This window comes from Kitasatospora sp. NPDC048365 (genome assembly GCF_043200835.1).
GTDB classification, from domain to species: domain Bacteria; phylum Actinomycetota; class Actinomycetes; order Streptomycetales; family Streptomycetaceae; genus Kitasatospora; species Kitasatospora terrestris.
This window is the reverse complement of record NZ_JBICYJ010000012.1, coordinates 19,221-43,674: the sequence shown is the minus strand read 5'-3', so window position 1 is coordinate 43,674 and position 24,454 is coordinate 19,221. Positions and strand designations below refer to the sequence as shown.

Sequence of the window (24,454 nt, the reverse complement as noted above, 5' to 3'; positions counted from 1 at the left end):
TTCTGATCCACCGGGGATACGTCCTCAAACGTTCGGGGTCCTGTGTCGGCGGCGGCCCTGCGACCCGCTGTGCTCAGTCGCCCTGTCGCCGAAAGACCAGCGTGCCACACCTGCGGACGGCTTCGACCCCCCCGGGTAGGTGCAGCGGGCCCTGGCCGCGCCAGCCGGTGACCAGCAGGTCCACGGTCTCCAGGTGACGGGCGAACAGCTCGCCGGCCGGGCAGCCGGCGCGCAGCGCCGCCCGGCGCAGCACCCGGCGGCGGACCGCGGGGGGCAGCTCGGCGAGCCGGCCGACGTCCAGCGCGCCTTCGGCCGTCCGGAGGTCGCGCTCGGCGAGGGCGGCCCACTGGTCGAGCGCGTCGGCGTCGTCGCGGAACAGCCGGGCGGTCCGGGCGAGCGCCTCCACCACGCCGCCGCCGAGGTGCTTCTCCAGCACCGGCAGCACCTCGTGGCGGACCCGGGAGCGGGTGTACGCGGGGTCGGAGTTGTGCGGGTCGTCCCAGACCGGGATGGACTGCGCGGAGCAGGCCTCGCGGGTGGCGGAGCGGTCCAGCTCCAGCAGCGGGCGGCGGTAGCGGCCCTTCTGCGCGGGCATCCCGGCCAGCGAGCGGGAGCCGGAGCCGCGGGCCAGGCCCAGCAGGACCGTCTCGGCCTGGTCGTCGCGGGTGTGGCCGAGCAGGACGGCGATCGCTCCATGGCGCTCGGCGGCGGCGTCCAGCGCGCCGTAGCGGGCGTCCCGGGCGGCGTTCTCCGGGCCGCCGTGCCGGCCGACCTCGACCGGGACGGCCTCGACCGGGTCCAGGCCCAGCTCGCGCAGCCGCTCGGCGACCTGCGCGGCCCGCTCGGCGGAGCCGGCCTGCAGGCCGTGGTCGACGGTGACGGCGCCGACCCGCAGGCCCAGCTTGGGCGCCTCGAAGGCGGTCGCGGTGGCCAGCGCCATCGAGTCGGCGCCGCCGCTGACCGCGACCAGCACCAGCGGGGAACCCGGTGCGGCGGGGGTGCGGGGCAGCCCGGAGGGGTGGCGGTGGGCGTTGCCGATCAGGGTGGTGCCGGCGCCGGCCAGCGCGGGCTGGGAGGGGCGGGGCTGCGCGGCGCGGGCGGGCGCGACGGAGACGACTCCGGCCTCGGCGGCGAGCTCGGCGAGGGTACGGCGGACGGCGAGGCGTATCGCCGCGACGGCGGGGTGTGGGCCCATGGGGATGCGCTCCTTGACGGAGGGGGGTAGCGGGGCCGCCGGCGGCTCTCGGTCACCAGGCGCTCACAGATGGTCGCAGAATCCGGCCACCGGCTCTGCCACCCGCGCCACCGGTACGACCACGGTCCCACGTACGGGTGAATGGGGAAACGTTCATCCATCCGCCGCGTGGACGACCGGACGGCTGTGCGCCCCCGTGGTTCAGCCGATCACCCGGGCGACCCAGGCCGCCGGGTCGTGGATCTCCTCCTTGGTGGGCAGGGTGTTCGGCGAGGTCCAGACCCGGTTGAAACCGGCCATCCCGACCCGCTCCACCACGCCCCGGACGAACACCGCGCCGTCCTGGTACTGGCGCAGCTTGGCGTCCATGCCGAGCAGCCGGCGCAGCGCCAGGTCGAGCCGGCCGGCGCCGCGGTCCCGGCGCTTCTGGAACTTCTCCCGGATCTCCGCGACGCTCGGCACCACGGCCGGGCCGACCCCGTCCATCACCACGTCGGCGTGGCCCTCCAGCAGCGACATCACCGCGGTGAGGCGGCCGAGGATCTCCCGCTGGGCGGGGCTCTGCACCACCTCCATCAGGGTGCCGGCGGAGCCGTTGCCGCGGCCGCCGAGGCCGGGGATGCCGCCGAACGCGTCCCGCACCCGGTCCATCAGGGCGGTGGGGTCGACGTCGGTCTGCACCAGGAAGTCCTGCACCTCGGACTGGATGTGGTCGCGCAGCCACGGCACCGCGGTGAACTGGGTGCGGTGGGTCTCCTCGTGCAGGCACACCCAGAGCCGGAAGTCGTGCGGCGCCACGTCCAGCTCCCGCTCGACCTGGACGATGTTCGGCGCGACCAGCAGCAGCCGGCCGGGCTGCTGGTCCAGGCCCCGGCGCGGCTGGGCGAACAGCGACTCCGGGGTGTCCGGCGCGCTCGGCAGCTCGGCCGGGGCGAAGGTCTCGTACTGCCCCAGCACCTTGCCGGACAGGAAGGCCAGCACCGCGCCGACCTCGACCCCGGTGGCCTTCTCCCCCAGCGAGGCGAAGGCGGCGGATCCGGGGCTCTCCGTCCGGCGCGCCCGCAGCTTGTCGACCAGCGGCTGGACGACGGTGCGGAAGCCCGCCACGTTGGCCCGCACCCAGCCGGGCCGGTCCACCACCAGGACGGGGGTGGCCGGCGCCTCCATCAGGCTGGAGGAGCCCATCCCGGTGAACGCCCGGACGTGCTCCTCGGCCTCCAGCGCGTGGCGGCGCAGCTCGGCGACGACCGTCCTGGCCTCCTCCCGGCTGACCTCCGGGCCGGGCCGGACCAACCGGGTCGCGGTCGCGACCGCGAGATTCCAGTCGACCATGTCCGCACCGCCGCTCGCGCTCGTCATGCCCTCACCGTACGGGTTCCCGCCCCTGACGGGGAGGGAACCCGCCACCGGTCACTGGCAGCCGCAGGCGATGATCCGTGCCACGATCCGGTCCACCGCCGCGCGGGCGGCGTCCGGACCGGCCGTGGTGCGGGTCATCATGGCGAACGCCAGCACCCGGCCGTCGCTGTCGACCACGGTGCCGGCCAGCGTGATGACGCCGGCCAGGGTGCCGGTCTTGGCGCGGACGATGCCGGCGCCCTCGGCGGCCCCCGACTTGGCGCCGTAACGGTTCACCAGGGTGCCGGTGAACGCGGCGATCGGCAGTCCGGTGATCACCGGGCGCAGCTCCGGGTGGTCCGGCGAGGACGCCTGCGCGAGCAGCTTCACCAGGGTGATCGGGGGGATCAGGTTGGCCTTGTTCAGCCCGCTGCCGTCGTTCAGCACCACCCCGGTCATCGGCACGCCGAGCTTGGTCAGCGCGTCGGTCACCGCCTTCACCCCGCCGTCGAAGCTGGCCGGCTGCTTGGCGGCGATCGCCGCCTGCCGGGCCACCGCCTCCGCCAGGGTGTTGTCCGACATCGTCAGCAGCCGCTCGACCAGCCGCTCGATCGTCGGCGACTCCACCTGGCCCAGCACCGCCGCGTCCGCCGCGGCGGTCGCCTGCGCGGGCTTGCCCTGGACGGTGATGCCCTGGGCGGTCAGGAAGCGCGCGAAGGAGTCCGCCGCCTGCCCGGCCGGGTCGAACACCCGGGCCGGCGCCTCGTCGGGCGACTTCGGGTCGATCCGGCCCTCGTCCACCATCAGCGGGGTGACCGCGGCGATGTTGGTCGCGTCGTGCTCCTTGTGCAGCAGCGGCCCGGAGTACAGCGAGGTGTCGTAGCCCAGCTTCACCGAGGTGACGCCCGCCGCCTTCAGCGCGGCCGCGGTGCGCTCGGCCAGGTCGGCCATCGACGCGGGGGCGCTCGCGGCGTCCACCGGCGCGCCGCCGATCCGGATCTGGTCCGCCGGCAGCGCGGTCAGCGTCGGGTCGCCGCCGCCGACCAGGGTGATCTCGCCGGGCTTGGCGCCCTGCACCACCTTGGTGGCGATCCGGAAGTCGGCGGGCAGCAGGGAGAGCGCCGCGACCGAGGTGGCCAGCTTGGTGGTGGACGCCGGGACGGCCGGGACGGACTCGCCCGAGCCGAACAGGAACTCGCCGGTCGCCGCGTCCGCCACCGCGAAGTTCAGCGTCCCGAGCGACTTGTCCTGCAGCGTGGTGCCCATCGTCTGCTGCAGCCCGTGGTTGCTCGGGGCGTGCCCCGCCTGGTCGGTCGCGGCCAGCACCGGGCCGTGCACCGGTACCGAGCGGTGCCCGCCGCGGCGCTTGCCGGTGCCCGGCTGGCCGTCGTGACTCCCCTTGGTCCCGGGCGAGTTGGACGAGGCCCCGGGCCGGTGCTGGTCCGTCCCGCTCCTCGGGTGCCCACTGGACTGGCTCGCCCCCGGCGTGGGCTGCGCGAACGCCGGATCCACCCCGACGGTCAGCCCGCCCGCGGCCAGCGCCATTCCCACCGCCCCCGCGACCGCGGCTCTCCGACCGCGACCCGCCCCCGTTCCACCGTTCACCGACCGGCCCCTTTCCAGAGCACTCCCTGCCGTACGAGACACTTGGATTCTGTCAGTCCCTACCGTTGGAGGAACCGTTGGAGTTCGACGTCCTGATCGAGATCCCGAAGGGCTCGCGCAACAAGTACGAGGTCGATCATGAGAGCGGCCGGCTGCGCCTGGACCGCATGCTCTTCACCTCGACCCGTTACCCGGCCGACTACGGCTACGTCGAGGGCACCCTCGCGGACGACGGCGACCCGCTGGACGCCCTGGTCATCCTGGACGAGCCGACCTTCCCGGGCTGCCTCATCAAGTGCCGCGCCATCGGCATGTTCAAGATGACCGACGAGGCCGGCGGCGACGACAAGCTGCTCTGCGTCCCGGCGACGGACCCGCGCTGGGAGCACCTGAAGGACATCCACCACGTGTCGGAGTTCGACCGTCTGGAGATCCAGCACTTCTTCGAGGTCTACAAGGACCTGGAGCCCGGCAAGTCCGTCGAGGGCGCCGACTGGGTCGGCCGCGCCGAGGCCGAGGCCGAGATCGTCGCCTCGATCAAGCGCTTCGAGGAGCAGGGCGGTCACTGACCGCTCCCGTCAGGGGCTGCTCACGCACCCGGAAGGGGCGCGGGATTCCTCCCGCGCCCCTTTCGCGTACCCGGCTCCGGCGGTCAGTCGTCCAGGCGGAAGCCGACCTTCAGGCCGACCTGGTAGTGCTCGATCTGCCCGTCCACGATGTGCCCGCGCACCTGCACCACCTCGAACCAGTCCAGGTTGCGCAGGGTCTGGGAGGCCCGGGTGATCCCGTTCTTGATGGCCGCGTCGACTCCGTCCTTCGAGGAGCCGACGATCTCGGTGACACGGTAGACATGGTCGGACATGGCGGTCTCCTGAGCAGTCGTCGTACGGAGCGGCCCCCCGTCCAACCGTGCAACAGCCTGCCCGTGCCAGCAACCACAGCCGGTGCTCAGAAGGCCGCGCGGACCTCCCCGACCACCTGGCCGCCGCCGTGCAGGGGCTCGGTGCCGATCCGGTCCAGGACCGGGTCGGTGACGCCGGCCCGGCGGAGGGCCGCGGCGAGGACCGGGCCGCGGGCGCGCTCGGCGCCGTCGTCGATCTTGAAGGCGAGCGCCCGGCCGTCGGTGAGGGCGACGACCTGCACGGCCTCGGCGCCCATCTTGGAGAGCGCGCCCGGCACGGCCCGCATCAGCCAGGTGTCGGCCCGCCGGGTGCCGGCCACGTACTCGGGGTGGGTGCGCATCGCGTCCGCGACCTGCCGGCCGACGCTTCCCTCCTCCGCCACCACCAGCGCCCGGAAGCCCCGGGCGAGGCCGGTCAGGCTGACCGCGAGCAGCGGGGCGCCGCAGCCGTCGGTGCCGACGTGCGCCGCGTCCTCGCCGGTGAACTCCTCCAGCGCCTCGCGGGCGAGCAGCTGGATCGGGTGGTCGACGGCGAGGTAGCCCTCCAGGTCCCAGCCGTTCGCGGCGCTGGCGGCGAGCCAGCCGGCGTGCTTGCCCGAGCAGTCCATCAGGATCGGCGCGCGCCCGCCGCCGCCGCGCAGCAGCCGCTCGGCCTCGACGGTGTCGAGCGGCAGGTCGGCGGGGGTGCGCAGGGCGGCCTCGGTCAGCCCGGCGTCGGCCAGGATCCGGCGGACCTCGTCCTGGTGAAACGATTCTGCGGAGTGGCTGGAGGCGGCCAGCGCGAGCTGCGCGCCGCGCAGCGGGAGGCCCGCCCGCAGGGTGGCGACGGCCTGGAACGGCTTGGCGGTGGAGCGCGGGAAGACCGGCGCGTCCGGGGCGCCGAGGGCGAACTCGACCGAGCCGTCGGGCGCCAGCAGGACCAGGGAGCCGCGGTGGCTGCCCTCGGTGAAGCCGGACCGTATGACGTCGGCGAGCGCGGGCAGGACGGCGGACTGCGACATGAGGGTGGACTCCGGGGTCGTGCGGGTGAGGGTGGGCCCGGCCCGCCGTTCCCGCTCCTCAGCCCCCGCTGAGCAGGTCGTCGACCCGTGCTTCCCCTTCACGGTACCTGCGGGTGATCTCGGCGCTGCAGTCGTCCGCCGTCCGCTGCAGCGACTGCCGCCGGGCGGAGACCTCGCGCTCGTGCGCGGTCAGCCGCTCGACGGCGGCGAGCAGCGCGGCCGTCGGGTGCGCGGCCAGGTCGACCAGCCGGACGTCACCCATCAGGACGTCCGCCTCGCGCCGGTACTGCTCGCCGCGCGGCGGACCGAGCGTCACGTGCCGGGCCGGGCGGCGGACCGAGGACGGGGCGTCGGCGAGGATCGCCGGCAGCCGCTCCAGCAGGGCCGGCTCGCCGATCGCGGGGCCGGCCGGCTCCACCCGGCGGCGGTCCAGCTCGGCGCGCAGGATGTCCAGCCGGCCGTGCAGCAGGCGGCGCAGGTACGAGAGGTCGGCCTCCTGCTCCTGCGCGTCCCGGCGGAGCGTGCGCAGCTGCCCCAGACCGAGCCCGGCGAGCTCGGAACCCTCCCGGTGGGCCGTACCGCTCGCGTCCATCAACCAACCACCTGCCGTCGTCGCTGTGCCCACCCTGAGGCACGTCCGGCCGGTCCGGAACGTTCCCCCGTCGCGCGCGACGCCACCCGGTCGGGTGACAGAGCGGGCCCGGGTGGCGGGGCCTCGTGCCGTCCGACAGCGTGCCACCCCGGGTCGTCAGGTGCACGCCCGAGCACCCGAACGGCCCCGTGGCGAACCGGCCTGGCTAGTACTACCGATCCGCGCCACCGGCTCACCTGCACGAATAGGAGCGCACGCGCACGGAGACCGGCGCGCAAGTGCGGTGCGTGCGCCCCAACCGGCCGGGCCGGGCGGCCCGGGCGCGCTTGGCACAATGGCGGCATGCGAGCAGTGGTGCAACGGGTCGCCGAGGCGGCCGTGGTGGTGGACGGCGAGACGGTCGGCGCGATCGAGGGCCCCGGGCTGTGCGTCCTGGTCGGCGTCACGCACGACGACACGGCGGAGAAGGCCGCACAGCTGGCCCGCAAGCTGTGGTCGCTGCGGATCTTCCCCGGCAGCCCGGAGCGGTCCTGCTCGGAGCTGGCCGCCCCGCTGCTGGTGATCAGCCAGTTCACGCTCTACGGCGACGCCCGCAAGGGCCGCCGGCCCACCTGGAACGCCGCCGCCCCCGGCCCCGTCGCGGAGCCGCTGGTCGACGCCGTGGTGGCCGAGCTCCGGGCGCTCGGCGCCAAGGTCGAGACCGGCCGCTTCGGCGCCGACATGAAGGTCTCGCTGACCAACGACGGCCCCTTCACCGTCCTCCTGGAGCTCTGACCCGCCCGCTCAGGCCGGGACGATGACGTCCTGGGTGGCGGGGATGCCGTCGGCGAGCAGGGTCGCGTCGAGCGGGGTGTTGCGCTTCACCAGGGCGAGGGCGATCGGGCCGAGCTCGTGGTGCCGGGCGGCGGAGGTGACGAAGCCGACCGGGCGGTCCTGGCCGTCCACGCGGACGTCGGCGCCGCGGGCCGGCAGCTTCTCCTCGGTCCCGTCGAGGTGCAGGAAGACCAGGCGGCGCGGCGGCCGGCCGAGGTTGTGCACCCGGGCGACGGTCTCCTGGCCGCGGTAGCAGCCCTTCTGCAGGTGGACGGCGGTGGCCAGCCAGTCCACCTCGTGCGGGATGGTGCGGTGGTCGGTCTCGAAGCCCAGCCGCGGCCGGTGCCCCTCGATCCGCAGCGCCTCGTACGCCCAGACGCCGGCCGCCGGGCCGAAGCCGGCCACCGCGTCGGGGAGCGCCTCGCGGGGCAGGAACAGGTCGCGGCCCCAGGGGAGCTCGCGGACGGCCGCGGCGCCGGAGGCGTCGGCGGTGGAACCGGCCGGGAGGAAGACCACGGCGTACCGGTCGGTGGCGTCGGCGACCTCGACCCGGTTCCAGAACTTCATCGACTCCAGGTAGCCGATGAGCGCCTGCTGGGTGCCCGGCTCGACGTGGATCCAGACCGTCGCGCCGTCGTCGACGAGGTAGAGCGCGTGCTCGACGTGCCCGTTCGGCGAGAGGACCAGCGCCTCGGTGGCCTGCTGCGGGCGGAGGTCGCTGACGTGCTGGGTGAGCAGCAGGTGCAGCCAGGAGAGCCGGTCCGGCCCGGTGACGGTGATGACGCCTCGGTGCGAGAGGTCGACGTAGCCGTGGCCGGCGGCGAGCTCGCGCTGCTCGCGGAAGATGTTGCCGTAGTGGGCGGCGACGCCCTCGTCGGGGCCCTCCGCGGGGACGGCACCGGGCAGGGCAAGCAGCGGGCTCTTCATACCGGCCAGCTTACGACTGCGCGTTCTCCTTCTTGGCGGTGCAGTCGGCGCAGCGCCCGAAGATCGCGAAGTGCTTGAGGTCGGTGTCGAAGCCGTGCTGGGCGCGCAGGCTGTCGATCAGCGGCGCGGCGATCGCGGTGTCGGTCTCGGTGACCTTGTCGCAGTCGCGGCAGACCAGGTGGAGGTGGGTGTGCCGGCCGGCCAGGTGGTAGGTCGGGGCACCGTGGCCGAGGTGGGCGTGCGAGACCAGCCCGAGCTCCTCGAGGAGTTCGAGGGTGCGGTACACGGTGGAGATGTTGACGCCGCTGGCGGTCTTCCGGACGTGCCCGAGGATCTCGTCCGGGGTCGCGTGGTCCAGGACGTCGACCGCTTCCAGGACGAGTTGCCGCTGCGGGGTGAGGCGGTAGCCGCGCTCGCGCAGGTCGGCCTTCCAGTCGAAGGTCTCGGTATCAGCCACGCAGACAAGTGTAGGGACCGGCCACCGGGCCGGCCCCTACCTCGCGCACGTTCTCGATCAGCGGAAGAAGGCGATGCCGTCGTCCGGCAGGTCGTTGATGTCCTTGATCAGCTGGGCGGGGCTGAGCACCTTGCGCAGCTGGGCCGACATGTAGGGCCGCAGCGACACCTCGGGGGCGGCCTTCTCGCCGACCCACAGCAGCTCGTCCTTGACCAGGCCGAAGAGGCGCTTGCCACCGCTGTACGGGTCCGCGCCCTCGATCCGGGCGACCGCGTCGGTGGCGAGGTCGATCTGCGGCTTGCCGTCGTGCAGCTTGCCGTACCAGATCTCCACGGTGCCGTCGTCGCGGACCGAGGAGACCTCGATCTCGCGCTCACCGCCGGCGCCGTGCTGGTTGCTGGTCACGCGCCAGAAGGCGTGCTCGTTCTCCAGCGGGCGGACCTTCTCGCCCTGCTCGTCCAGCACCCAGGTGCGCGAGCGGTACTCGAGGAAGGCCCGGCCGTCGTGCCGGAAGACGACCTCCTGGCCGAAGTTGCACTTCTCCGCGCCGGGGAAGTCGAAGACGCCGGCGCCTTCCCAGGTGCCGAGCAGGAAGGCCAGCGGGACGACGTCCTTGTGGAGGTCGGAAGGAATCTCGATCACAGCATCAACCGTACGACAGGATCAGCGCTGGCCCTGGTACAGCTTCATGACCGAGAAGATGGCGAACCAGATGGTCGCGATCGCGATCAGGACCAGCAGGCTGTCGAAGAAGATTTCCAGACTGGACACGGAATGCTCCCAGGGGCACAGGGGTCGGCGAGGGTACGACCCGCCGAGTCTATCGGGGCCCCCCTTGGCGCGTACGCTCTGGGGCATGTCGAAGAAGCTGGTCATCAAGGTCACCGCGGGCGCGGACGCGCCGGAGCGCTGCTCGCAGGCGTTCACGGTGGCGGGGGTCGCCGTGGCGAGCGGCGTGGAGGTCTCGCTCTGGCTGACCGGCGAGTCCGCCTGGTTCGCGCTGCCGGGGAAGGCCGCGGAGTTCAGCCTGCCGCACTCGGCGCCGCTGCCGGACCTGCTGGAGGCGGTGCTGGCGGCGGGCACGGTCACGCTGTGCACCCAGTGCGCGGTGCGCCGCGGCATCGAGGAGAAGGACACCGTCGAGGGGGTCCGGATCGCCGGCGCCCAGGTGTTCCTGAACGAGGTCATGGCCGACGGGGTGCAGGCGCTGGTCTACTGACCCCAGGGGTTCCGGCGGTCGCCGTCCGGGCCGGACGGGTCGCCGTCGGGGCGGTCGCGGTCGTGTTCGGGGCGGTCCCAGTCCGGGTCGTCCCAGCGCGGGTCGTTCCACCAGTCGTCGTCCGGGTCCCGCTTGTTGGCCAGGATCGCGGCCACCGGCGGGATGACCATGGCGACCAGGCACAGCGCGATGGCCGCGCCGACCGACCAGAGGCGCACCAGGCCCCCCGCCAGGGCGAAGAGACCCACGCACACGCCCATCATCACGAAGTAGCGGACATGCCGCCGGTGCGCCTGCACAGCTCCAGGGTATGGCCGAGGCCCCCCGCCGTGGCAGGGGGCCCCAGTCGTACGCAGCAGCGTCGGCGGTCGTCAGACCGCGATCGCGACCTCGGTGAACTCGCCCTGGGCGGCGACCACCTGGCGGTCCACGGTGGCACCGGGGACCAGCGCGCGCAGGGTCCACTTGCCCGGACGGGCGAAGAACCGGAACTGGCCGGTCGCCGAGGTGGGCACCTCGGCCGTGAACTCGCCGTTCTCGTCGAGCAGCCGCACGTAGCCGTTGACCGGCTCGTCGTTGCGGGTCACCGAACCCTGAATGATCGTCTCGCTCGCCACGTCAACTCCTGCCAGGTCCGGGCCGCCGGCCTTCGCACCGCACATGTCTTGTCTTCCCTTCTTGTGCTTCGAGCCGGTGGCTCAGTTGGAGCCGAGCTCGATCGGCACGCCGACGAGGCTGCCGTACTCGGTCCAGGAGCCGTCGTAGTTCTTGACGTTCTCCTGGCCCAGCAGCTCGTGCAGGACGAACCAGGTGAGCGCGGAGCGCTCGCCGATCCGGCAGTAGGCGATGGTGTCCTTCGCCAGGTCGACGCCCTCGGCCTGGTAGAGCGCCGCGAGCTCCTCGTCGCTCTTGAAGGTGCCGTCGTCGTTGGCGTTCTTCGCCCACGGGATGTTCTTCGCGGTCGGGACGTGGCCCGGACGCTGCGACTGCTCCTGCGGGAGGTGGGCCGGGGCGAGCAGCTTGCCGGAGAACTCGTCGGGCGAGCGGACGTCGACCAGGTTCAGGTTGCCGATCGCGTTGACCACGTCGTCGCGGAAGGCGCGGATCGAGGAGTCGGCGGCCTGAGCGGTGTACTGGGTGGCGGCGCGGGCCGGCACCTCGACGACCAGCTCGCGGGAGTCGAGCTCCCACTTCTTGCGGCCGCCGTCCAGCAGGCGGACGTCACCGTGGCCGTAGAGCTTGAAGTACCAGTAGGCGTACGAGGCGAACCAGTTGTTGTTGCCGCCGTACAGCACCACGGTGTCGTCGTTGGCGATGCCCTTGGCGCTGAGCAGCGCCTCGAAGCCGGCCTGGTCGATGAAGTCGCGGCGGACCGGGTCCTGGAGGTCGGTCTTCCAGTCGATCCGGACGGCGTTGCGGATGTGGTTCTTCTCGTAGGCGGAGGTGTCCTCGTCGACCTCGACGATGACAACCTTCGGGTCGTCCAGGCGGGCCTGGACCCAGTCGGCGTCGACCAGGACGTCGCTGCGGCTCATGGTGATGTCTCCATCCGGGGGCGGTGTGGCGGAAGGTGCTGCTGCTTCGGGGTGCGCGCCACCATCCGAGCATCTGTCCGAATGTCGAGACAGGGCGGATCACGGGTGACGCATGAGGTCAGTCTGGAAGGCGGAAGCGCCGGGGAAATCGGACAGGCCGGGAGATACCGGTCAGAACTGCCCGGTCAGCGCATTCGACAGAGGCAGCTCGACACGCGGCAGTGGTCTACCGCCCGCCGCTTCGTGAGGTCTGCCTGTCGCTTCATGTGGACGATGCTAGGGACACCCAAGGGCTGCTGTCATCATCGTGTCGAATGCTGAGACCAGAACGGTCGAATGCTGAGATTTGCCCCAGTGCCGCCCAGGCGGGAGGCGGCAGGGGGTGGTCGGGCGACCTCCGCGGGCACCCGGGGAGCCGCTCCGCGGGCCTCGTCTGGACGGGCCGTCTCGCGGATCGGGACGGCAGGAGCCGCCCGCTCAGCCGATCAGGCTGAGGTTGCTGCCGGTGAACTCCAGCCGCAGGCCGTCGCTCTGCGGAACCGCCGAGGCCAGGTTGAGCCCGGCCGGCAGGTTGGTCATGGTGAACCGCCGGGCACTCAGCCGGTCACCCGCCATCCCCTTCAACGCGGCTGCGGCGCCGGTGAGTTGGAGGTCGTCCACGATCACCGTGTTGCCCTCGTTGCGCAGCCGGCCCTCGATCGCCCCGCCCGGCACCACCGACTTCACCCGGCCCGGCCCGGCGTACTCCAGACCGAGCGGGACCGCGCCGACCGTCAGCTTGGACAGGTCCGCGTAGGTGATCAGCCCGCTGCCGCTGCCGCTGCGGACGGTGACGTCCCGCCGGTCCGAGTCGCCGACCTTCACCCCGGACATCCGAGCCTGGAAGGAGTGCAGCGCGACCCGGTCCCGGCCGTTGCTCACCGTCATCCCGTCGGCGGCCAGCCGCACCTCGTCGAACTCCCCGGACAGTGCCTGGGTGAGGAACGGGAAGCCCTCGATGGTGACCTCCGGCGGGGAACCGACCCGGCCGCTGTTCACCAGCAGGTCGGCGGCCTCGTCCTCGGCCACCCCGACCGCCAGCCGGTCGGCCCCGACCAGCAGGCCGGCCAGCACGGCCAGGCCGATCAGTGCCTTCACCGGTCCACGCATCGCCACTTCCCCCAGCCTCGGTACGCCTCGGAAGTACGACGATCACACCCCGAGCCGTGGTTCCCCTGTTCCGTCCCGCACCCGCCTGCGGGCCGCTCAGCCGCCGGCGAAGGGCGGCAGCGCCTCGACCGTCCACCCCTCGGACAGCTCGACCGCGGCGTGGTCCCGCCCGCCGACCGGATCGCCGTCCACCAGGAAGGAGCAGATCCCGAGCACCTTGAGCAGCTGCGGCCGGTCCGCGTGCCGGCTCCGGGCCTCGGCCAGCGCCTCGGCCAGGGTCGCGGCCTCGTAGCGCTCCTCCGCGGTCCCGGCGGCGGACTTGGCGGCCGCCCAGTAGCGGAGGGTCCCGCTCACCCGCACGGGTGAGGTGGGCGTGGCGCGGACGTCGGCGGTGGCGGTCATGGCAGAGCCCTTCCAGATGGTCCTCGCCCGGTGCGGCGGCCGGCTCGGTGCCGGGCCGCCCACGCCAAGGTGTACACGTACCGTGCGGCCGGTGCGGCCTCCATGATGGACCGACCGGCCCCCCGGGCGGCAATACCCCACGTCCCCGGCATCGCGCCAAGTGTCGATAGTCACGGCCGGAACGTGCCGCAATCGGCCGCGCGCCCGCTGCGCGCCCCTCCCGGAGCGGGGTGTGGTCGGCTATTCTCGTGGCGTAAGGGATCCGGGCAGAGTCGCCCCCGGGTCCTTTTGTGCTTTCAGGACGCCAGTACGGACGTGCTTGCGAACCCGGTGCCCCACCCGCACCGCTCGCACGTACGGACGACCCCACCGGGGCGCCACAACGAGGTGCGCGCCGCCGGCGGGACAGACCGGGAGGTTCGCGGATGGGCAGCAGGTCAGCGGCACGGCGCAGGGGTTGCGGGACCTCGCACGCGCCGGGGCGGCCGTCCTGCCCAGCGGCGTATCGGCCGGCCCTGCGGGCGCTCCCCCACCCAGCCCCGCGGAAGGACCGGTCCCCCCGGTGCCCCGCGACCGCGACAACCCGGAAAGGGGACTAACCGGGTATGAGTTCTCTCCTCCTGCTCACCAACGCCCTCCAGCCGTCCGCCGAGGTCCTGCCCGCGCTCGGCCTGCTGCTGCACAACGTGCGGGTCGCCCCGGCCGAGGGGTCCGCCCTGGTGGACACCCCGAGCGCCGACGTCATCCTGGTCGACGGCCGCCGGGACCTGCCGCAGATCCGCAGCCTGTGCCAGCTGCTGCGCTCCACCGGCATCGGCTGCCCGCTGATCCTGGTGGTCACCGAGGGCGGCCTGGCCGCCGTCACCGCCGAGTGGGGCATCGACGACGTCCTGCTGGACACCGCCGGCCCGGCCGAGGTCGAGGCCCGGCTGCGCCTCGCCATGGGCCGGCTCCAGGTCGCCGTGGACGACAGCCCGATGGAGATCCGCAACGGCGACCTGTCGGTCGACGAGGCCACCTACTCCGCCAAGCTGAAGGGCCGGGTGCTCGACCTGACCTTCAAGGAGTTCGAGCTGCTCAAGTACCTGGCGCAGCACCCGGGCCGGGTCTTCACCCGGGCCCAGCTGCTCCAGGAGGTCTGGGGCTACGACTACTTCGGCGGCACCCGCACGGTGGACGTGCACGTCCGGCGGCTGCGCGCCAAGCTCGGCGTCGAGCACGAGCAGCTGATCGGCACCGTGCGCAACGTCGGCTACCGCTTCGTGGTGCCGGAGAAGGCGGAGAAGGGCGAGCGGGCGGGTGCCGAGCAGCCGCGGGCGGCGGCCGCCCGCGAGGCCTGACCAGGATTGTTGCCAAGGTGTGAGCAGGGAGCCGACGTACGGGTGAACCACCCGCGTAGACTCCCTGCGTGGCCAAGGTGACGCGCGACGATGTAGCCCGACTGGCTGGGACCTCGACCGCGGTCGTCAGCTACGTCATCAACAACGGGCCGCGCCCGGTCGCGCCCGCGACCAGGGAGAAGGTCCTGGCCGCGATCGAGCAGCTCGGCTACCGGCCGAACAGCGTCGCCCAGGCCATGGCCTCCCGCCGCACCAACCTGATCGGCATGGTGGTGCCCGACGCCCGCCAGCCGTTCTTCGCGGAGATGGCGCACGCCGTGGAACGGGCCGCCTCCGAGCGCGGCAAGCTGGTGCTGATCGGCAACTCCGACTACGTGGACGACCGCGAGGTGCACTACGTCCGCGCCTTCCTCGGCATGCGGGTGTCCGGGCTGATCCTGGTCAGCCAGGGCCCCTCGCAGCGGGCCGCCGAGGAGTTCGCCGCGATGGAGGGCGCCAAGGTGGTGCTGCTGCACCGCCGCCCCGAGGCGATCGACGACGTCGCGGTGGTCACCGACGACGTCGGCGGCGCCGAGGCCGCCGTCCGCCACCTGCTGGAGGTCCACGGCCACCCGTACGTGGTCTGCTTCGGCGGCCCGGTGGAGTCCCCCGCGCCCGGCGACCCGGTCATCGACCACGTCGAGGGCTGGGAGCGCGCGATGTCCGCGCACGGCCTGCCCACCGAGCCGCACCTGGTCGACGCCCCCTTCCACCGCTACGGCGCGTACGAGGTGGCCGTCGAGCTGCTGCGCTCCGAGAACCGCCCGCCGGCGATCTTCTGCTCCACCGACGACCAGGCGATCGGCGTGCTGCGGGCCGCCCGCGAGGTCGGCCTGCGGGTGCCGCAGGACCTGGCGGTGGCCGGCTTCGACGACGTCCCGGAGGCGGCGCTCGCCGACCCGCCGCTGACCACCGTCGCCTCGGACCGGGACGCGATGGCCCGGGCCGCCGTCGACCTGGTGCTGGACGACTCGCTGATGGTGCCCGGCAGCGACACCGAGCGGGTCCGGAAGTTCGAGTCGCGGCTGGTCGTGCGGCGTTCCTGCGGCTGCGGAGAACCCTCCGCCTGACCAGGCTTTATGAGAAGCTGACGGGCTTCTCGGGCAGCTCTGACCACGCTCTCATCGAGTTCTCACGAACCGGGCGGACGTTGGTTGCCATGAGCGACGACCAGTACCCCCAGCAGCCGTACCCGTACGAGCCGCAGCAGCCGCACCCCGGACACCCGTACCCGGAGCAGCCCGCCGACGCGCCGACCGCCCACATCGTCGAGGGCACCGTGCTGCACAGCACCCAGGAGCCCGACCCGCCCGAGCGGGGCAGCCATGCCAGACGGGGCTTCCTCAAGGGCCGCCTCGCCCTGGTCACCGCCGTGGCCGCGGCCGCCGCGATGCTCGGCGGCGTCACCGGCGGAGTGCTCGCCCAGGCCGACCAGCACTCCTCGGCGTCCGGCACCACCGTGGTCAGCCCGGTCTCCGCCAAGTCGGACGGCAGCGCGGACGTCTCCGCGATAGCCGCCGCCGTCTCCCCCGCCGTCGTCCAGCTGACCGTGAAGACCTCCGGCGGAACCGCGACCGGCACCGGCGTGGTCATCACCTCCGACGGGCAGATCCTCACCAACTTCCACGTGATCTCCGGCGCGGTCGACGACGGCGGGCAGATCACCGTCACCTTCAAGGACGGGAAGACCACGACCGCCACCGTCACCGGCACCGACAAGTCCCTGGACGCCGCCGTCGTCACCGCCTCCGGCGTCAGCGGGCTGACCGCCGCCACCCTCGGTGACTCCGACACCGTCCAGGTCGGCGACTCGGTGGTCGCCATCGGCAACCCGGAGGGCCTCACCGGCACCGTCACCTCCGGCATCATCAGCGCCAAGGACCGCAAGGTCACCGTCCAGGTCGACGAGTCCACCACCAGCGGCAACGGCGGCTTCGGCTTCCCGAACCTGCCCGGGATGCGCGGCTCCACCTCCTCCGGCGGCTCCACCTCCGGCGACACCGCCACCTACCAGGCGCTGCAGACCGACGCCGCGCTCAACCCCGGCAACTCCGGCGGCCCGCTGATCAACGCCGCCGGACAGGTCATCGGCATCAACTCGGCGATGTACTCGGCCTCCGGCTCCAGCTCCACCGCCGGCTCCTCCACCGCGGGCAGCGTCGGCCTCGGCTTCGCCATCCCGATCGACAGCATCAAGCAGGTCCTGCCGAAGATGCAGGCCGGTCAGAACCTGTAGTCAGCCACTGTCCGACGGACAATGGCCACACCATCACGGACACCGAGAGGGCCCGAGCCGATGAATCCCCCCGCCGACGACCGCACCCCCGCCGAGGCCCAGGGCGCCGGAGCCCGCGTCCTCGTGGTCGACGACGAACCCGCCCTGCGGGACGCCCTGGAGAGCAGCCTCGCCTTCGAGGGCTACCAGGTGGTCACCGCCACCGACGGCTACGAGGCCCTGGAGGCGGTCGAACGCGAACACCCCGACCTGGTGCTGCTCGACATCATGATGCCCCGGATGGACGGCCTCACCGCCGTCCGCCGGATGCGCTCCCGCGGCGACTCCGTCCCGGTCCTGATGCTCACCGCGCGCGACGCCGTCGGCGACCGCGTCACCGGCCTCGACGTCGGCGCCGACGACTACCTCGCCAAGCCCTTCGAACTCGACGAACTGCTCGCCCGGGTCCGGGCCCTGCTCCGGCGCAACGCGCTCGCCGCCGAGGCCGCCGCGCGGATCGCCGGCGGCGACGACGAGGACGAGGTGCTCGCCTTCGCCGACCTGCGGATGAACACCGCGACCCGCGAGGTCACCCGCGACGGCAAGCCGATCGAACTGACCCGCACCGAGTTCATGCTGCTGGAGATGTTCCTCTCCCACCCCCGCCAGGTGCTGACCCGGGAACAGATCCTCAAGGCCGTCTGGGGCTTCGACTTCGAGCCCTCCTCCAACTCGCTCGACGTGTACGTGATGTACCTGCGCCGCAAGACCGAGCAGGGCGGCATGCCGCGGCTGATCCAGACCGTGCGCGGCGTGGGCTACGCCCTGCGCGCCGCGACCGGCGCCGCGGCGTGAAGCGGCTCGGCCGGCTGACGGGGTGGTTCCGCGGGCGCACCCTGCGAACCAGGCTGGCCGTCCTCACCGCGGCAGCGGTGGCCGTCGCGATCGCGGTCGCGGCGGCGGCCTGCTGGTTCCTGGTCCGCGACAACCTCTACGAGCAGGTGAGGTCCGGCCTGGCCGACGCGCCGCCGCCCACCGCGGGCCGGGGCGACTTCCCGCTCTACTGCGGGACGTCGGCCGAGGACGCGCTGGCCAAGGTGCCGACCAACAGCCGCGCCCACCCGTACCGGTGGGACACCCAGCTGGTCACCAAGGACGGCACGGTGTGCTTCCCCGCCGGGTCCAGCGCGGCGCTGAAGACCGAGCCTGCGGACTTCTCGTCGACCGGCACGGTCTACCGGGAGGGCACCTACCTGGACGGCCGGTCCGCCATGGTGCGGGTCCAGCACGCCAGCGCCGACGGCACCGCGGCCGTCCTGCTCACCGCCTCGCCGATCGAGGGCGTGCAGGACTCGCTGCAGAACCTCGCGCTGCTGATGGCCGGCGTGGCGGGGCTCGGGGTGATCGGGGCCGGGGTGACCGGGCGGTTGGTGGCGCGGTCGGCGCTGAAGCCGGTGGACGACCTGACGGACGCGGTGGAGCACATCGCGCGGACGGAGGAGGTCGGGACGACCATTCCCGTCCACGGGAAGGACGAGATCGCGCGGCTGTCGACCTCGTTCAACTCGATGTCGACGGCGCTGCTGAACTCGCGCGAGCGGCAGACCCGGCTGATCGCCGACGCCGGGCACGAGCTGCGGACGCCGCTGACCTCGCTGCGGACCAACGTGGACCTGCTGATCCGCTCGGACGAGACCGGGCGGGCGCTGCCGCCGGCGACGCGGCAGAAGCTGCTGGGGAACATGAAGGCGCAGATGCAGGAGCTGACCGTGCTGATCGGCGACCTGTTGCAGCTGTCGCGGCCGGATTCGCCGCGGCCGGGCGGGGCGCCGGCGGTGGTGGCGTTCCACGAGATCGTCGACCGGGCCGTGGAGCGGGGCAGGCTGCGCGGACCGGGCCTGCGGTTCGAGGTGGCGGTGGAGCCCTGGTACGTGCGCGGGGACGCGGCGGCGCTGGAGCGGGCGGTGGTGAACCTGCTGGACAACGCGGTGAAGTACTCGCCGCCGGGCGGGCCGGTGGCGGTGGAGCTGCGGCAGGGCCGGCTGGTGGTCCGCGACCACGGTCCGGGCATTCCGGCGGACGAACTGCCGTACGTCTTCGACCGGTTCTGGCGTTCGCCGTCCTCCCGGCAGCTGCCGGGGTCGGGGCTCGGGCTGTCGATCGTGGCGCAGACGGTGCGGGAGACCGACGGCGAGGTGGCGCTCGGCCCGGCGCCGGACGGCGGTGCGGGGACGCAGGCGACGATGCGGCTGCCGGGTCGGTCGGACCGGCCGTAGCGGCGGCGGAACGGCGGAGGGGCGGGGCACCCGACCGGTGCCCCGCCCCTCCGCCGTTCAGAGCAGGTGTCAGTCGACGTCCTGGCCGACACCGATGATCTTGATGCGGTCCTGGGCCGGGACGGCCAGCGGGGCCGCCGCGGTGGAGTTGGCGGTCAGGTAGGCGGTGAACAGGTCCAGGTCGGACGCGCCCACCAGCTTGTCGGTGCCGGCCGCGAAGGCCGGGAAGCCGTCGCCGCCGCCGGCCAGGAACTCGTTGGCCGCGACCCGGTAGGCGGCGGTCGGGTTGATCGCCGCGCCGTTCAGCTTGACCGAGTCGACCAGGACGCGGGCGGCGCCGGTCTTGTTCATGTCCAGGGTGTAGGTCAGGCCCTTGGAGCTCTGCAGGATCTTCGGCGCGGCCTCGTTGAGGCCGCTGACCTGCTGCTGCAGCAGCTGGATCAGCTGGGCGCCGGTCAGCGTCTTGACCTGCATCATGTTGGTGAACGGCTGGACGGTGAACGCCTCGCCGTAGGTCACCACGCCGTCGCCCTCGCTGCCGGAGGCCTTGAAGACCAGGTCGGAGCGGATGCCGCCGGGGTTCATGAAGGCGACCTGGGCGCCGCCCTTCTCGGCGGGCGCGAGGCCGGCCAGCTGGGCGTCGGCGATCACGTCACCGAGCGGCTTCTCCAGGTCGCTGGAGCCGCGGCCGTTGATGTCCCCGCCGATGAAGCCCACCGCGCGGCCGGCGATCGGGGCGGCCAGCTTGGAGTAGTACGCGATCAGGTCGGTCATGTCCGGGGCCTTGTCCACCGTGCGGCGCACGATGTGGTTGGCGGCGGTCACCGACGGACGGACGATCGCGCCGGTGCGCTTGTCCAGCTTGAGGTTGATCTCGGTGAACAGGCGGCCGAAGGACGCGGCGCTGGTCACCGAGCGCGGGACGCCGTTCGGGTCCGGGATGGCGCAGGAGTACGCGTTGTGGGTGTGGCCGGTGACGATCGCGCCGATGGCCGGGTCGAGCTGCTTGGCGATGTCGACGATGGGGCCGGAGATGCCCGCACCGGCGGCGCCGCAGTCGTAGTTGTAGACCTGGCTGGCCGGGAGGCCGCCCTCGTGGATCAGCGCGACGATCGAGTTGACGCCCTTGCGCTTGAGCTCGGCGGCGTACTTGTTGATCGTCTCGACCTCGTCGCCGAACTTCAGGCCCTTGACGCCCTCGGCGGTGACGATGTTCGGCGTGCCCTCCAGGGTCGCGCCGATGAAGCCGACCTTGACGCCGTGGACGTTCTTGATCCAGTACGGGTCGAGGATCGGCCTGCCGGTCTTCTCGTTGGTGACGTTGGCCGCCAGGTACTCGAAGTCCGCGCCCTTGAACTTGCGGCCCTTCACGTAGCAGCCGTCGGTCGGGTGGCAGCCGCCGTTCTGCAGGCGCAGCAGCTCGGCCTTGCCCTCGTCGAACTCGTGGTTGCCGACGCTGGTGACGTCCAGGCCGAGCTTGTTCATCGCCTCGACGGTCGGCTCGTCGTGGAAGAGCGCGGAGACCAGCGGGCTGGCGCCGACCAGGTCGCCGGCGGCGACGGTGACGGTGTTGGGGTGGCCCTGGCGGGCCTGGCGCAGCGCGGTGGCCAGGTACTCGACGCCGCCGGCCGGGGTGGAGACGGTCGCGCCGGTGGCGTCGATCTCCTTGACGGTGCCGGAGGAACCGGCCGGGGGCTCCAGGTTGCCGTGCAGGTCGTTGATGGCGAGCAGCTGGAGGTCCTCGGTCTTCGGCTTGTTCCAGCCGTGGCCGTGGGCCTCGGCGACGGCCGGGAGGGCCATCGTGCCGAAGAGGGTGGCGGCGGCGACGAAGGCCAGCGCCGTTCGGCGGCGGCCGATCGAGGCGGAAATGGGCATGCGGGTTCCCCTGCACCGTCGGGGCCCCACATCAGCGTGGGGGCCGGGCGTGGTGTGACCAGTGCAGCCTAGAGTCAACGCGCGTAGCTGTCAGGGTCTCCGACGTAACGAGAGGGTTTCCAGTCGCCGTCCTGTGGCTTGAGTACCGGTACTGTGGCCCACCATGACGCTGCGCAACACCCGGACGGCCGCCTTCGCGGTGGCCGCGTACTGGCTGGCCGGACTGCTGGTCGCCGTCGGCCACGTCCTGCTGTCGGTCCGTCCGTTCGGCGGGTCGGCGGACGCGCCCGGCGAGGACGGGCTGGTGCGGACCGTCCAGGCGATCGCCGAACTCGGCGCCGGCGCAACCCTGCTGGTCCCCGCGGCGCTCTGGCTGGCGGCCGCGATCCGGCTGGGCGGACGGCACCGCTCGGGCCGCTCGCTGCTGATCGCCGCCGCCGTGTACGGCACGGTCAACGCCGCCGCGCTGGTCCTGGTGGCCTGGGCGCTCGCCCCGTGGCCGCCGGCCTACGGCTACCTGGCGCTGGGCAGCGTGCTGGGCCTGGCGGTCCTGCCGCTCGCCACCAGGCCCGAACTGCTCGCCGAACTGACCGTCGCGGGCTGAGCCCTGACCCGACGTCAGCCGGGAGCGCCGGACTAGCGCCGGGGCTCGGCGGCCAGCAGCTGCTCGGCACGCTCCCGCTCGGCGACCGCGTCCTCGGTCATCGCGCGGTCGGTGTACACCAGCGGGCGCTCCGACTCGGTGATGATGTGCTTGACCACCTGCACGTTGCCGTTGACGTCCCAGACCGCGATGCCGGGCGACAGGGTCGGGATGATCTCCACCGCCCAGCGCGGCAGGCCCAGCACCCGGCCGGTGGCTCTCGCCTCCTCGGCCTTCTGCATGTAGATGGTCCGGGTGGAGGCCATCTTGAGGATCGCCGAGGCCTCCTTGGCGGCCGCGCCGTCCACCACGTCGGACAGGTGGTGCACCACCGCCACGAAGGACAGGCCGAGCCGGCGGCCGAACTTCAGCAGCCGCTGGAACAGCTGGGCCACGAACGGGCTGTTGATGATGTGCCAGGCCTCTTCGACCAGGAAGATCCGCTTCACCCGGTCGGGCCGCAGCCAGGTGTGCTCCAGCCAGACGCCGACGATCGCCATCAGGATCGGCATCGCGATCGAGTTGCGGTCGATGTGCGAGAGGTCGAAGACGATCAGCGGCGCGTCCAGGTCGATGCCCGCGCTGGTCGGGCCGTCGAACATGCCGCGCAGGTCGCCGTCGACCAGCCGGTCCAGCACCAGGGCCACGTCCAGGCCCCAGGACTGCACCTCGCCCACCTCCACGCCGAGCGACTCCACCGCCGACAGGTCGGGGTTGCGCAGGGTGTCGATGATGTCGTTCAGCACCGGCTGACGGTCCTTCACCGTGGCGTGCACGTACGCGTGCGCGGCCTTCAGCGCGAACCCGGCCCGCTCCTCCAGCGGACGGGCCATCGCCACCTCGATGATGGTGCGCAGCAGCGACAGCTGGCCGGTCGTGGTGATCGCCGGGTCCAGCGGGTTGAGCTTCACCCCGCCGTCCCGGGCCGCCATCGGGTCCAGCCGGATCGACTTTATGCCCAGCGCGTCGGCGATCAGGTTCCACTCGCCGACGCCGTCCTCGCCCTGCGCGTCCAGCACCACCACCTGGCGGTCCCGGAAGCGCAGCTGGCGCAGCACGTACGTCTTCTCCAGCGCCGACTTGCCGTTGCCGGACTCGCCCAGCACCAGCCAGTGCGGGGCGGGGAGCTGCTGGCCGTACAGCTGGAACGGGTCGTAGACGTAGCCCTTCCCGCTGTACACCTCGCGCCCGATGATCACCCCGGAGTCGCCGAGGCCGGGCGCCGCGGTCGGCAGGTAGACCGCCTGCGCCTGGCCGGTGGAGGTGCGCACCGGCAGCCGGGTGGTCTCCACCTTGCCGAACATCATGCTGGTGAAGGCGTCGGTGAGTCTGCTGAGCATCTGCGGCCTCCAGGGGTCAGCGGCGGATGCCGGTGGCGAACGGCAGGGTGTTGGCGAAGGCCCGGTGGTGCTCGCGGTCGCACCACTCCAGCTTCAGGTAGCTCTTGCCCGCCGAGGCGCGGATGGTCCGCTTGTCACGGGCCAGCGCCTCGGGGCTGCGGGAGGAGACCGTCAGGTAGCCCACCAGGTTGACGCCGGCCGCGCCGGAGGCGAGGTCGTCGCCGCGCTGGTCGACCCGGCCGGTGTGCGCCAGGTCCCGCGGGTCGATGGTGCGGTTCATCTTCGCCGCGCGGTTGGCCTCGGCCTCGTCGTTGGTCTTCTCGGTGAGCATCCGCTCGATCGCGACGTCGGTCGGCTCCAGGTCCATGGTCACCGCGACGGTGCGGATCACGTCCGGGGTGTGCACCAGCAGCGGGGCCAGGAAGTTCACGCCCACCGGGGTGAGCGGCCACTCCTTGACCCAGGCGGTGGCGTGGCACCACGGGTCGCGGGTGGCCGCCTCCCGGGTCTTCGCGGTCAGGTACTGCGGGTGGGTCGCGTCCAGCTCGGCCGGCCAGGCGTTGCGCTTGCTCATCGCCTGGATGTGGTCGATCGGGTGGTCCGGGTCGTACATCGAGTGGATCAGCGAGGCGAGGCGCGCCTGCCCCAGCGGCTGCCGCACCCGGATGTCCGCCTCCGCGAGGCGGGCGCAGATGTCGGTCAGCTCACGGGCCATCACGGTGGCCAGGCCGTCGTCGTCCCGGGCCCGCCGGCCGTCCGCGGTGCGGCCCATCGCGTGCGCCTCGGCCGCCAGGTCGCGGGTGTAGTGCATGCAGGCCACCAGGTACGCCCGGTGCTGCTCCGAGGAGGTCGACACCATCGACTGCAACTGGTCGTAACTGTCCTTCAGCCAGCGCGGGGAGGTGTGGTCGCCGCGCCGCTCCACGTCCTTGGCGTGCGCGTCCGGGTCGGCCGGCAGCGTCCGGGCCAGCATCTGCAGCCGGGTCACGAAGCCGTCGCCGTTCGCCACGTGCTTCAGCAACGTGCCGAACCGGTCGACCAGCGCCTCCTGGTCCTCCGAGTCGCGCAGACCCACACCCGGGCCCTCGATCTCGATCGCCGCCGTCACCGTGCGCCGCTCCAGGTGCATCAGCACCGCGACCTCGTCCGGGCCGAACGGCGCGCTCAGCCAGCGCAGCCGCCCCACCCCCGGCGGCGGGCCGATCTCCACCTCGCGGCCGTCCAGCCGGGTGCCGAGCTCGTGCACGTCCGGCTTCCACAGCGCCCGACCGCTGCGCACCGTCCGCCGGTAGGTGCGGTTGATCTCCACCCACTTGTAGAACGTCCGGCGCCGGTAGGGCACGTACACCGCCATGATCGCGAGCAGCGGCAGGCCCACCAGGCCCGCGATCCGCAGCGGCAGGACGGGCATCAGCAGGCCCCACATCATGCCGAGGAACGCGCCGAAGATGATCAGCACGATCTCGCCGGTCTCCCGGTTGCGGCCGATCGGCGCGTTGGGGCGCGACTTGCCGATCAGGTACGTCCGGCGCTGGTGCACGTACGGCTGGGCGTACTGGGTGCCGTACTGGCCGAGCGGTTCGCTGCTCACC

The 24,454-nt window shown here is 72.8% G+C and carries 26 protein-coding genes; 9 read left to right on the top strand and 17 right to left on the bottom strand.

All coding sequences use genetic code 11. The features are described 5' to 3' along the window. Window positions 1-73: 73 nt before the first annotated feature. The 3 genes from tilS to dacB form a co-directional block, all read right to left on the bottom strand. Window positions 74-1,195, bottom strand: coding sequence for a tRNA lysidine(34) synthetase TilS (gene tilS / locus ACGFX4_RS14675; RefSeq protein ID WP_393073259.1), 1,122 nt, complete (start codon window positions 1,193-1,195; stop codon window positions 74-76). 201 nt (window positions 1,196-1,396) lie between these two features. Beyond that, window positions 1,397-2,554, bottom strand: a complete 1,158-nt coding sequence (locus ACGFX4_RS14670) for a zinc-dependent metalloprotease (protein ID WP_393073257.1) — start codon at window positions 2,552-2,554, stop codon at window positions 1,397-1,399. A 51-nt stretch (window positions 2,555-2,605) separates the two neighbouring features. Continuing rightward, the gene (dacB, locus tag ACGFX4_RS14665; protein ID WP_393073255.1) at window positions 2,606-4,078 is read right to left on the bottom strand and encodes a D-alanyl-D-alanine carboxypeptidase/D-alanyl-D-alanine-endopeptidase; all 1,473 of its coding nucleotides are present in this window, start codon (window positions 4,076-4,078) and stop codon (window positions 2,606-2,608) included. 137 nt (window positions 4,079-4,215) lie between these two features. Between dacB and ACGFX4_RS14660 the strand changes: the two genes are divergently transcribed. Then, on the top strand, window positions 4,216-4,707 hold the full coding sequence (locus tag ACGFX4_RS14660; RefSeq protein ID WP_345698502.1) for an inorganic diphosphatase: 492 nt from the start codon (window positions 4,216-4,218) through the stop codon (window positions 4,705-4,707). Between the two features lie 83 nt (window positions 4,708-4,790). Here ACGFX4_RS14660 and ACGFX4_RS14655 read toward each other — a convergent pair whose 3' ends face one another. From ACGFX4_RS14655 to ACGFX4_RS14645, 3 genes are all read right to left on the bottom strand, one after another. Further along, window positions 4,791-5,000 (bottom strand): dodecin, encoded by a 210-nt coding sequence (locus ACGFX4_RS14655; RefSeq protein ID WP_345698501.1) that lies wholly within the window; start codon window positions 4,998-5,000, stop codon window positions 4,791-4,793. Between the two features lie 86 nt (window positions 5,001-5,086). After that, the gene (locus tag ACGFX4_RS14650) at window positions 5,087-6,040 is read right to left on the bottom strand and encodes an asparaginase (protein ID WP_393073252.1); all 954 of its coding nucleotides are present in this window, start codon (window positions 6,038-6,040) and stop codon (window positions 5,087-5,089) included. Between the two features lie 58 nt (window positions 6,041-6,098). Further along, window positions 6,099-6,632 carry an ABC transporter substrate-binding protein gene (locus tag ACGFX4_RS14645; RefSeq protein WP_393073250.1) on the bottom strand — a complete coding sequence of 178 codons (534 nt, stop codon included), beginning with the start codon at window positions 6,630-6,632 and terminating at the stop codon, window positions 6,099-6,101. Window positions 6,633-6,974: 342 nt separating this feature from the next. Here ACGFX4_RS14645 and dtd point away from each other — a divergent pair, with 342 nt between their 5' ends. After that, window positions 6,975-7,406 (top strand): D-aminoacyl-tRNA deacylase, encoded by a 432-nt coding sequence (gene dtd / locus ACGFX4_RS14640; RefSeq protein ID WP_345698498.1) that lies wholly within the window; start codon window positions 6,975-6,977, stop codon window positions 7,404-7,406. Between the two features lie 9 nt (window positions 7,407-7,415). On the opposite strand, the gene ACGFX4_RS14635 is transcribed toward dtd, so the two are convergent. From ACGFX4_RS14635 to ACGFX4_RS14625, 3 genes are read right to left on the bottom strand one after another with little or no spacing between them, the layout of a single operon-like run. After that, the gene (locus ACGFX4_RS14635) at window positions 7,416-8,372 is read right to left on the bottom strand and encodes a YgfZ/GcvT domain-containing protein (protein ID WP_393073248.1); all 957 of its coding nucleotides are present in this window, start codon (window positions 8,370-8,372) and stop codon (window positions 7,416-7,418) included. 10 nt (window positions 8,373-8,382) lie between these two features. Beyond that, a complete protein-coding gene (locus ACGFX4_RS14630; RefSeq protein WP_345698496.1) occupies window positions 8,383-8,829 on the bottom strand; it encodes a transcriptional repressor in 447 nt (148 codons plus the stop codon). 57 nt (window positions 8,830-8,886) lie between these two features. Next, a complete protein-coding gene (locus tag ACGFX4_RS14625; protein WP_393073246.1) occupies window positions 8,887-9,471 on the bottom strand; it encodes an FABP family protein in 585 nt (194 codons plus the stop codon). A 214-nt stretch (window positions 9,472-9,685) separates the two neighbouring features. Between ACGFX4_RS14625 and ACGFX4_RS14620 the strand changes: the two genes are divergently transcribed. Then, window positions 9,686-10,048 (top strand): DsrE family protein, encoded by a 363-nt coding sequence (locus tag ACGFX4_RS14620; protein ID WP_393073244.1) that lies wholly within the window; start codon window positions 9,686-9,688, stop codon window positions 10,046-10,048. On the opposite strand, the gene ACGFX4_RS14615 is transcribed toward ACGFX4_RS14620, so the two are convergent. The 5 genes from ACGFX4_RS14615 to ACGFX4_RS14595 form a co-directional block, all read right to left on the bottom strand. Then, window positions 10,042-10,347, bottom strand: coding sequence for a DUF3099 domain-containing protein (locus ACGFX4_RS14615; RefSeq protein ID WP_393073242.1), 306 nt, complete (start codon window positions 10,345-10,347; stop codon window positions 10,042-10,044). The genes ACGFX4_RS14620 and ACGFX4_RS14615 overlap by 7 nt on opposite strands. Window positions 10,348-10,419: 72 nt before the next feature. Next, entirely contained in the window at window positions 10,420-10,710 is a 291-nt protein-coding gene (locus ACGFX4_RS14610; protein ID WP_345698492.1) for a DUF1416 domain-containing protein, read from the bottom strand. Window positions 10,711-10,746: 36 nt separating this feature from the next. Continuing rightward, on the bottom strand, window positions 10,747-11,583 hold the full coding sequence (locus ACGFX4_RS14605) for a sulfurtransferase (protein WP_393073240.1): 837 nt from the start codon (window positions 11,581-11,583) through the stop codon (window positions 10,747-10,749). A 477-nt stretch (window positions 11,584-12,060) separates the two neighbouring features. After that, on the bottom strand, window positions 12,061-12,732 hold the full coding sequence (locus tag ACGFX4_RS14600; protein ID WP_393073238.1) for a DUF2993 domain-containing protein: 672 nt from the start codon (window positions 12,730-12,732) through the stop codon (window positions 12,061-12,063). A gap of 96 nt (window positions 12,733-12,828) precedes the next feature. Next, on the bottom strand, window positions 12,829-13,134 hold the full coding sequence (locus tag ACGFX4_RS14595; protein ID WP_393073236.1) for a MoaD/ThiS family protein: 306 nt from the start codon (window positions 13,132-13,134) through the stop codon (window positions 12,829-12,831). Between the two features lie 605 nt (window positions 13,135-13,739). On the opposite strand from ACGFX4_RS14595, the gene ACGFX4_RS14590 reads away from it, so the two are divergent. From ACGFX4_RS14590 to ACGFX4_RS14570, 5 genes are all read left to right on the top strand, one after another. After that, window positions 13,740-14,474 (top strand): response regulator transcription factor, encoded by a 735-nt coding sequence (locus tag ACGFX4_RS14590; RefSeq protein ID WP_393073234.1) that lies wholly within the window; start codon window positions 13,740-13,742, stop codon window positions 14,472-14,474. Between the two features lie 68 nt (window positions 14,475-14,542). Continuing rightward, window positions 14,543-15,583 (top strand): LacI family DNA-binding transcriptional regulator, encoded by a 1,041-nt coding sequence (locus ACGFX4_RS14585; RefSeq protein WP_345698487.1) that lies wholly within the window; start codon window positions 14,543-14,545, stop codon window positions 15,581-15,583. 89 nt (window positions 15,584-15,672) lie between these two features. Further along, on the top strand, window positions 15,673-16,749 hold the full coding sequence (locus ACGFX4_RS14580; protein WP_393073232.1) for a S1C family serine protease: 1,077 nt from the start codon (window positions 15,673-15,675) through the stop codon (window positions 16,747-16,749). Window positions 16,750-16,809: 60 nt separating this feature from the next. Beyond that, on the top strand, window positions 16,810-17,583 hold the full coding sequence (locus ACGFX4_RS14575; RefSeq protein ID WP_345698485.1) for a response regulator transcription factor: 774 nt from the start codon (window positions 16,810-16,812) through the stop codon (window positions 17,581-17,583). After that, a complete protein-coding gene (locus tag ACGFX4_RS14570; RefSeq protein ID WP_393073230.1) occupies window positions 17,580-19,004 on the top strand; it encodes a sensor histidine kinase in 1,425 nt (474 codons plus the stop codon). The genes ACGFX4_RS14575 and ACGFX4_RS14570 overlap by 4 nt, the downstream gene beginning before the upstream one ends. A 69-nt stretch (window positions 19,005-19,073) precedes the next feature. Here ACGFX4_RS14570 and ACGFX4_RS14565 read toward each other — a convergent pair whose 3' ends face one another. Further along, window positions 19,074-20,879 (bottom strand): bifunctional metallophosphatase/5'-nucleotidase, encoded by a 1,806-nt coding sequence (locus ACGFX4_RS14565; RefSeq protein ID WP_393073228.1) that lies wholly within the window; start codon window positions 20,877-20,879, stop codon window positions 19,074-19,076. Window positions 20,880-21,042: 163 nt separating this feature from the next. Between ACGFX4_RS14565 and ACGFX4_RS14560 the strand changes: the two genes are divergently transcribed. Further along, window positions 21,043-21,483 carry a hypothetical protein gene (locus tag ACGFX4_RS14560; protein WP_393073226.1) on the top strand — a complete coding sequence of 147 codons (441 nt, stop codon included), beginning with the start codon at window positions 21,043-21,045 and terminating at the stop codon, window positions 21,481-21,483. 32 nt (window positions 21,484-21,515) lie between these two features. Here the strand turns inward: ACGFX4_RS14560 and ACGFX4_RS14555 are convergent, their stop codons facing one another. Further along, on the bottom strand, window positions 21,516-22,862 hold the full coding sequence (locus ACGFX4_RS14555; protein ID WP_393073224.1) for an ATP-binding protein: 1,347 nt from the start codon (window positions 22,860-22,862) through the stop codon (window positions 21,516-21,518). 16 nt (window positions 22,863-22,878) lie between these two features. Next, window positions 22,879-24,453: an SCO6880 family protein gene (locus ACGFX4_RS14550; RefSeq protein WP_393073222.1), complete on the bottom strand. Its 1,575-nt coding sequence runs from the start codon at window positions 24,451-24,453 to the stop codon at window positions 22,879-22,881. Between the last annotated feature and the right edge of the window lies 1 nt (window position 24,454).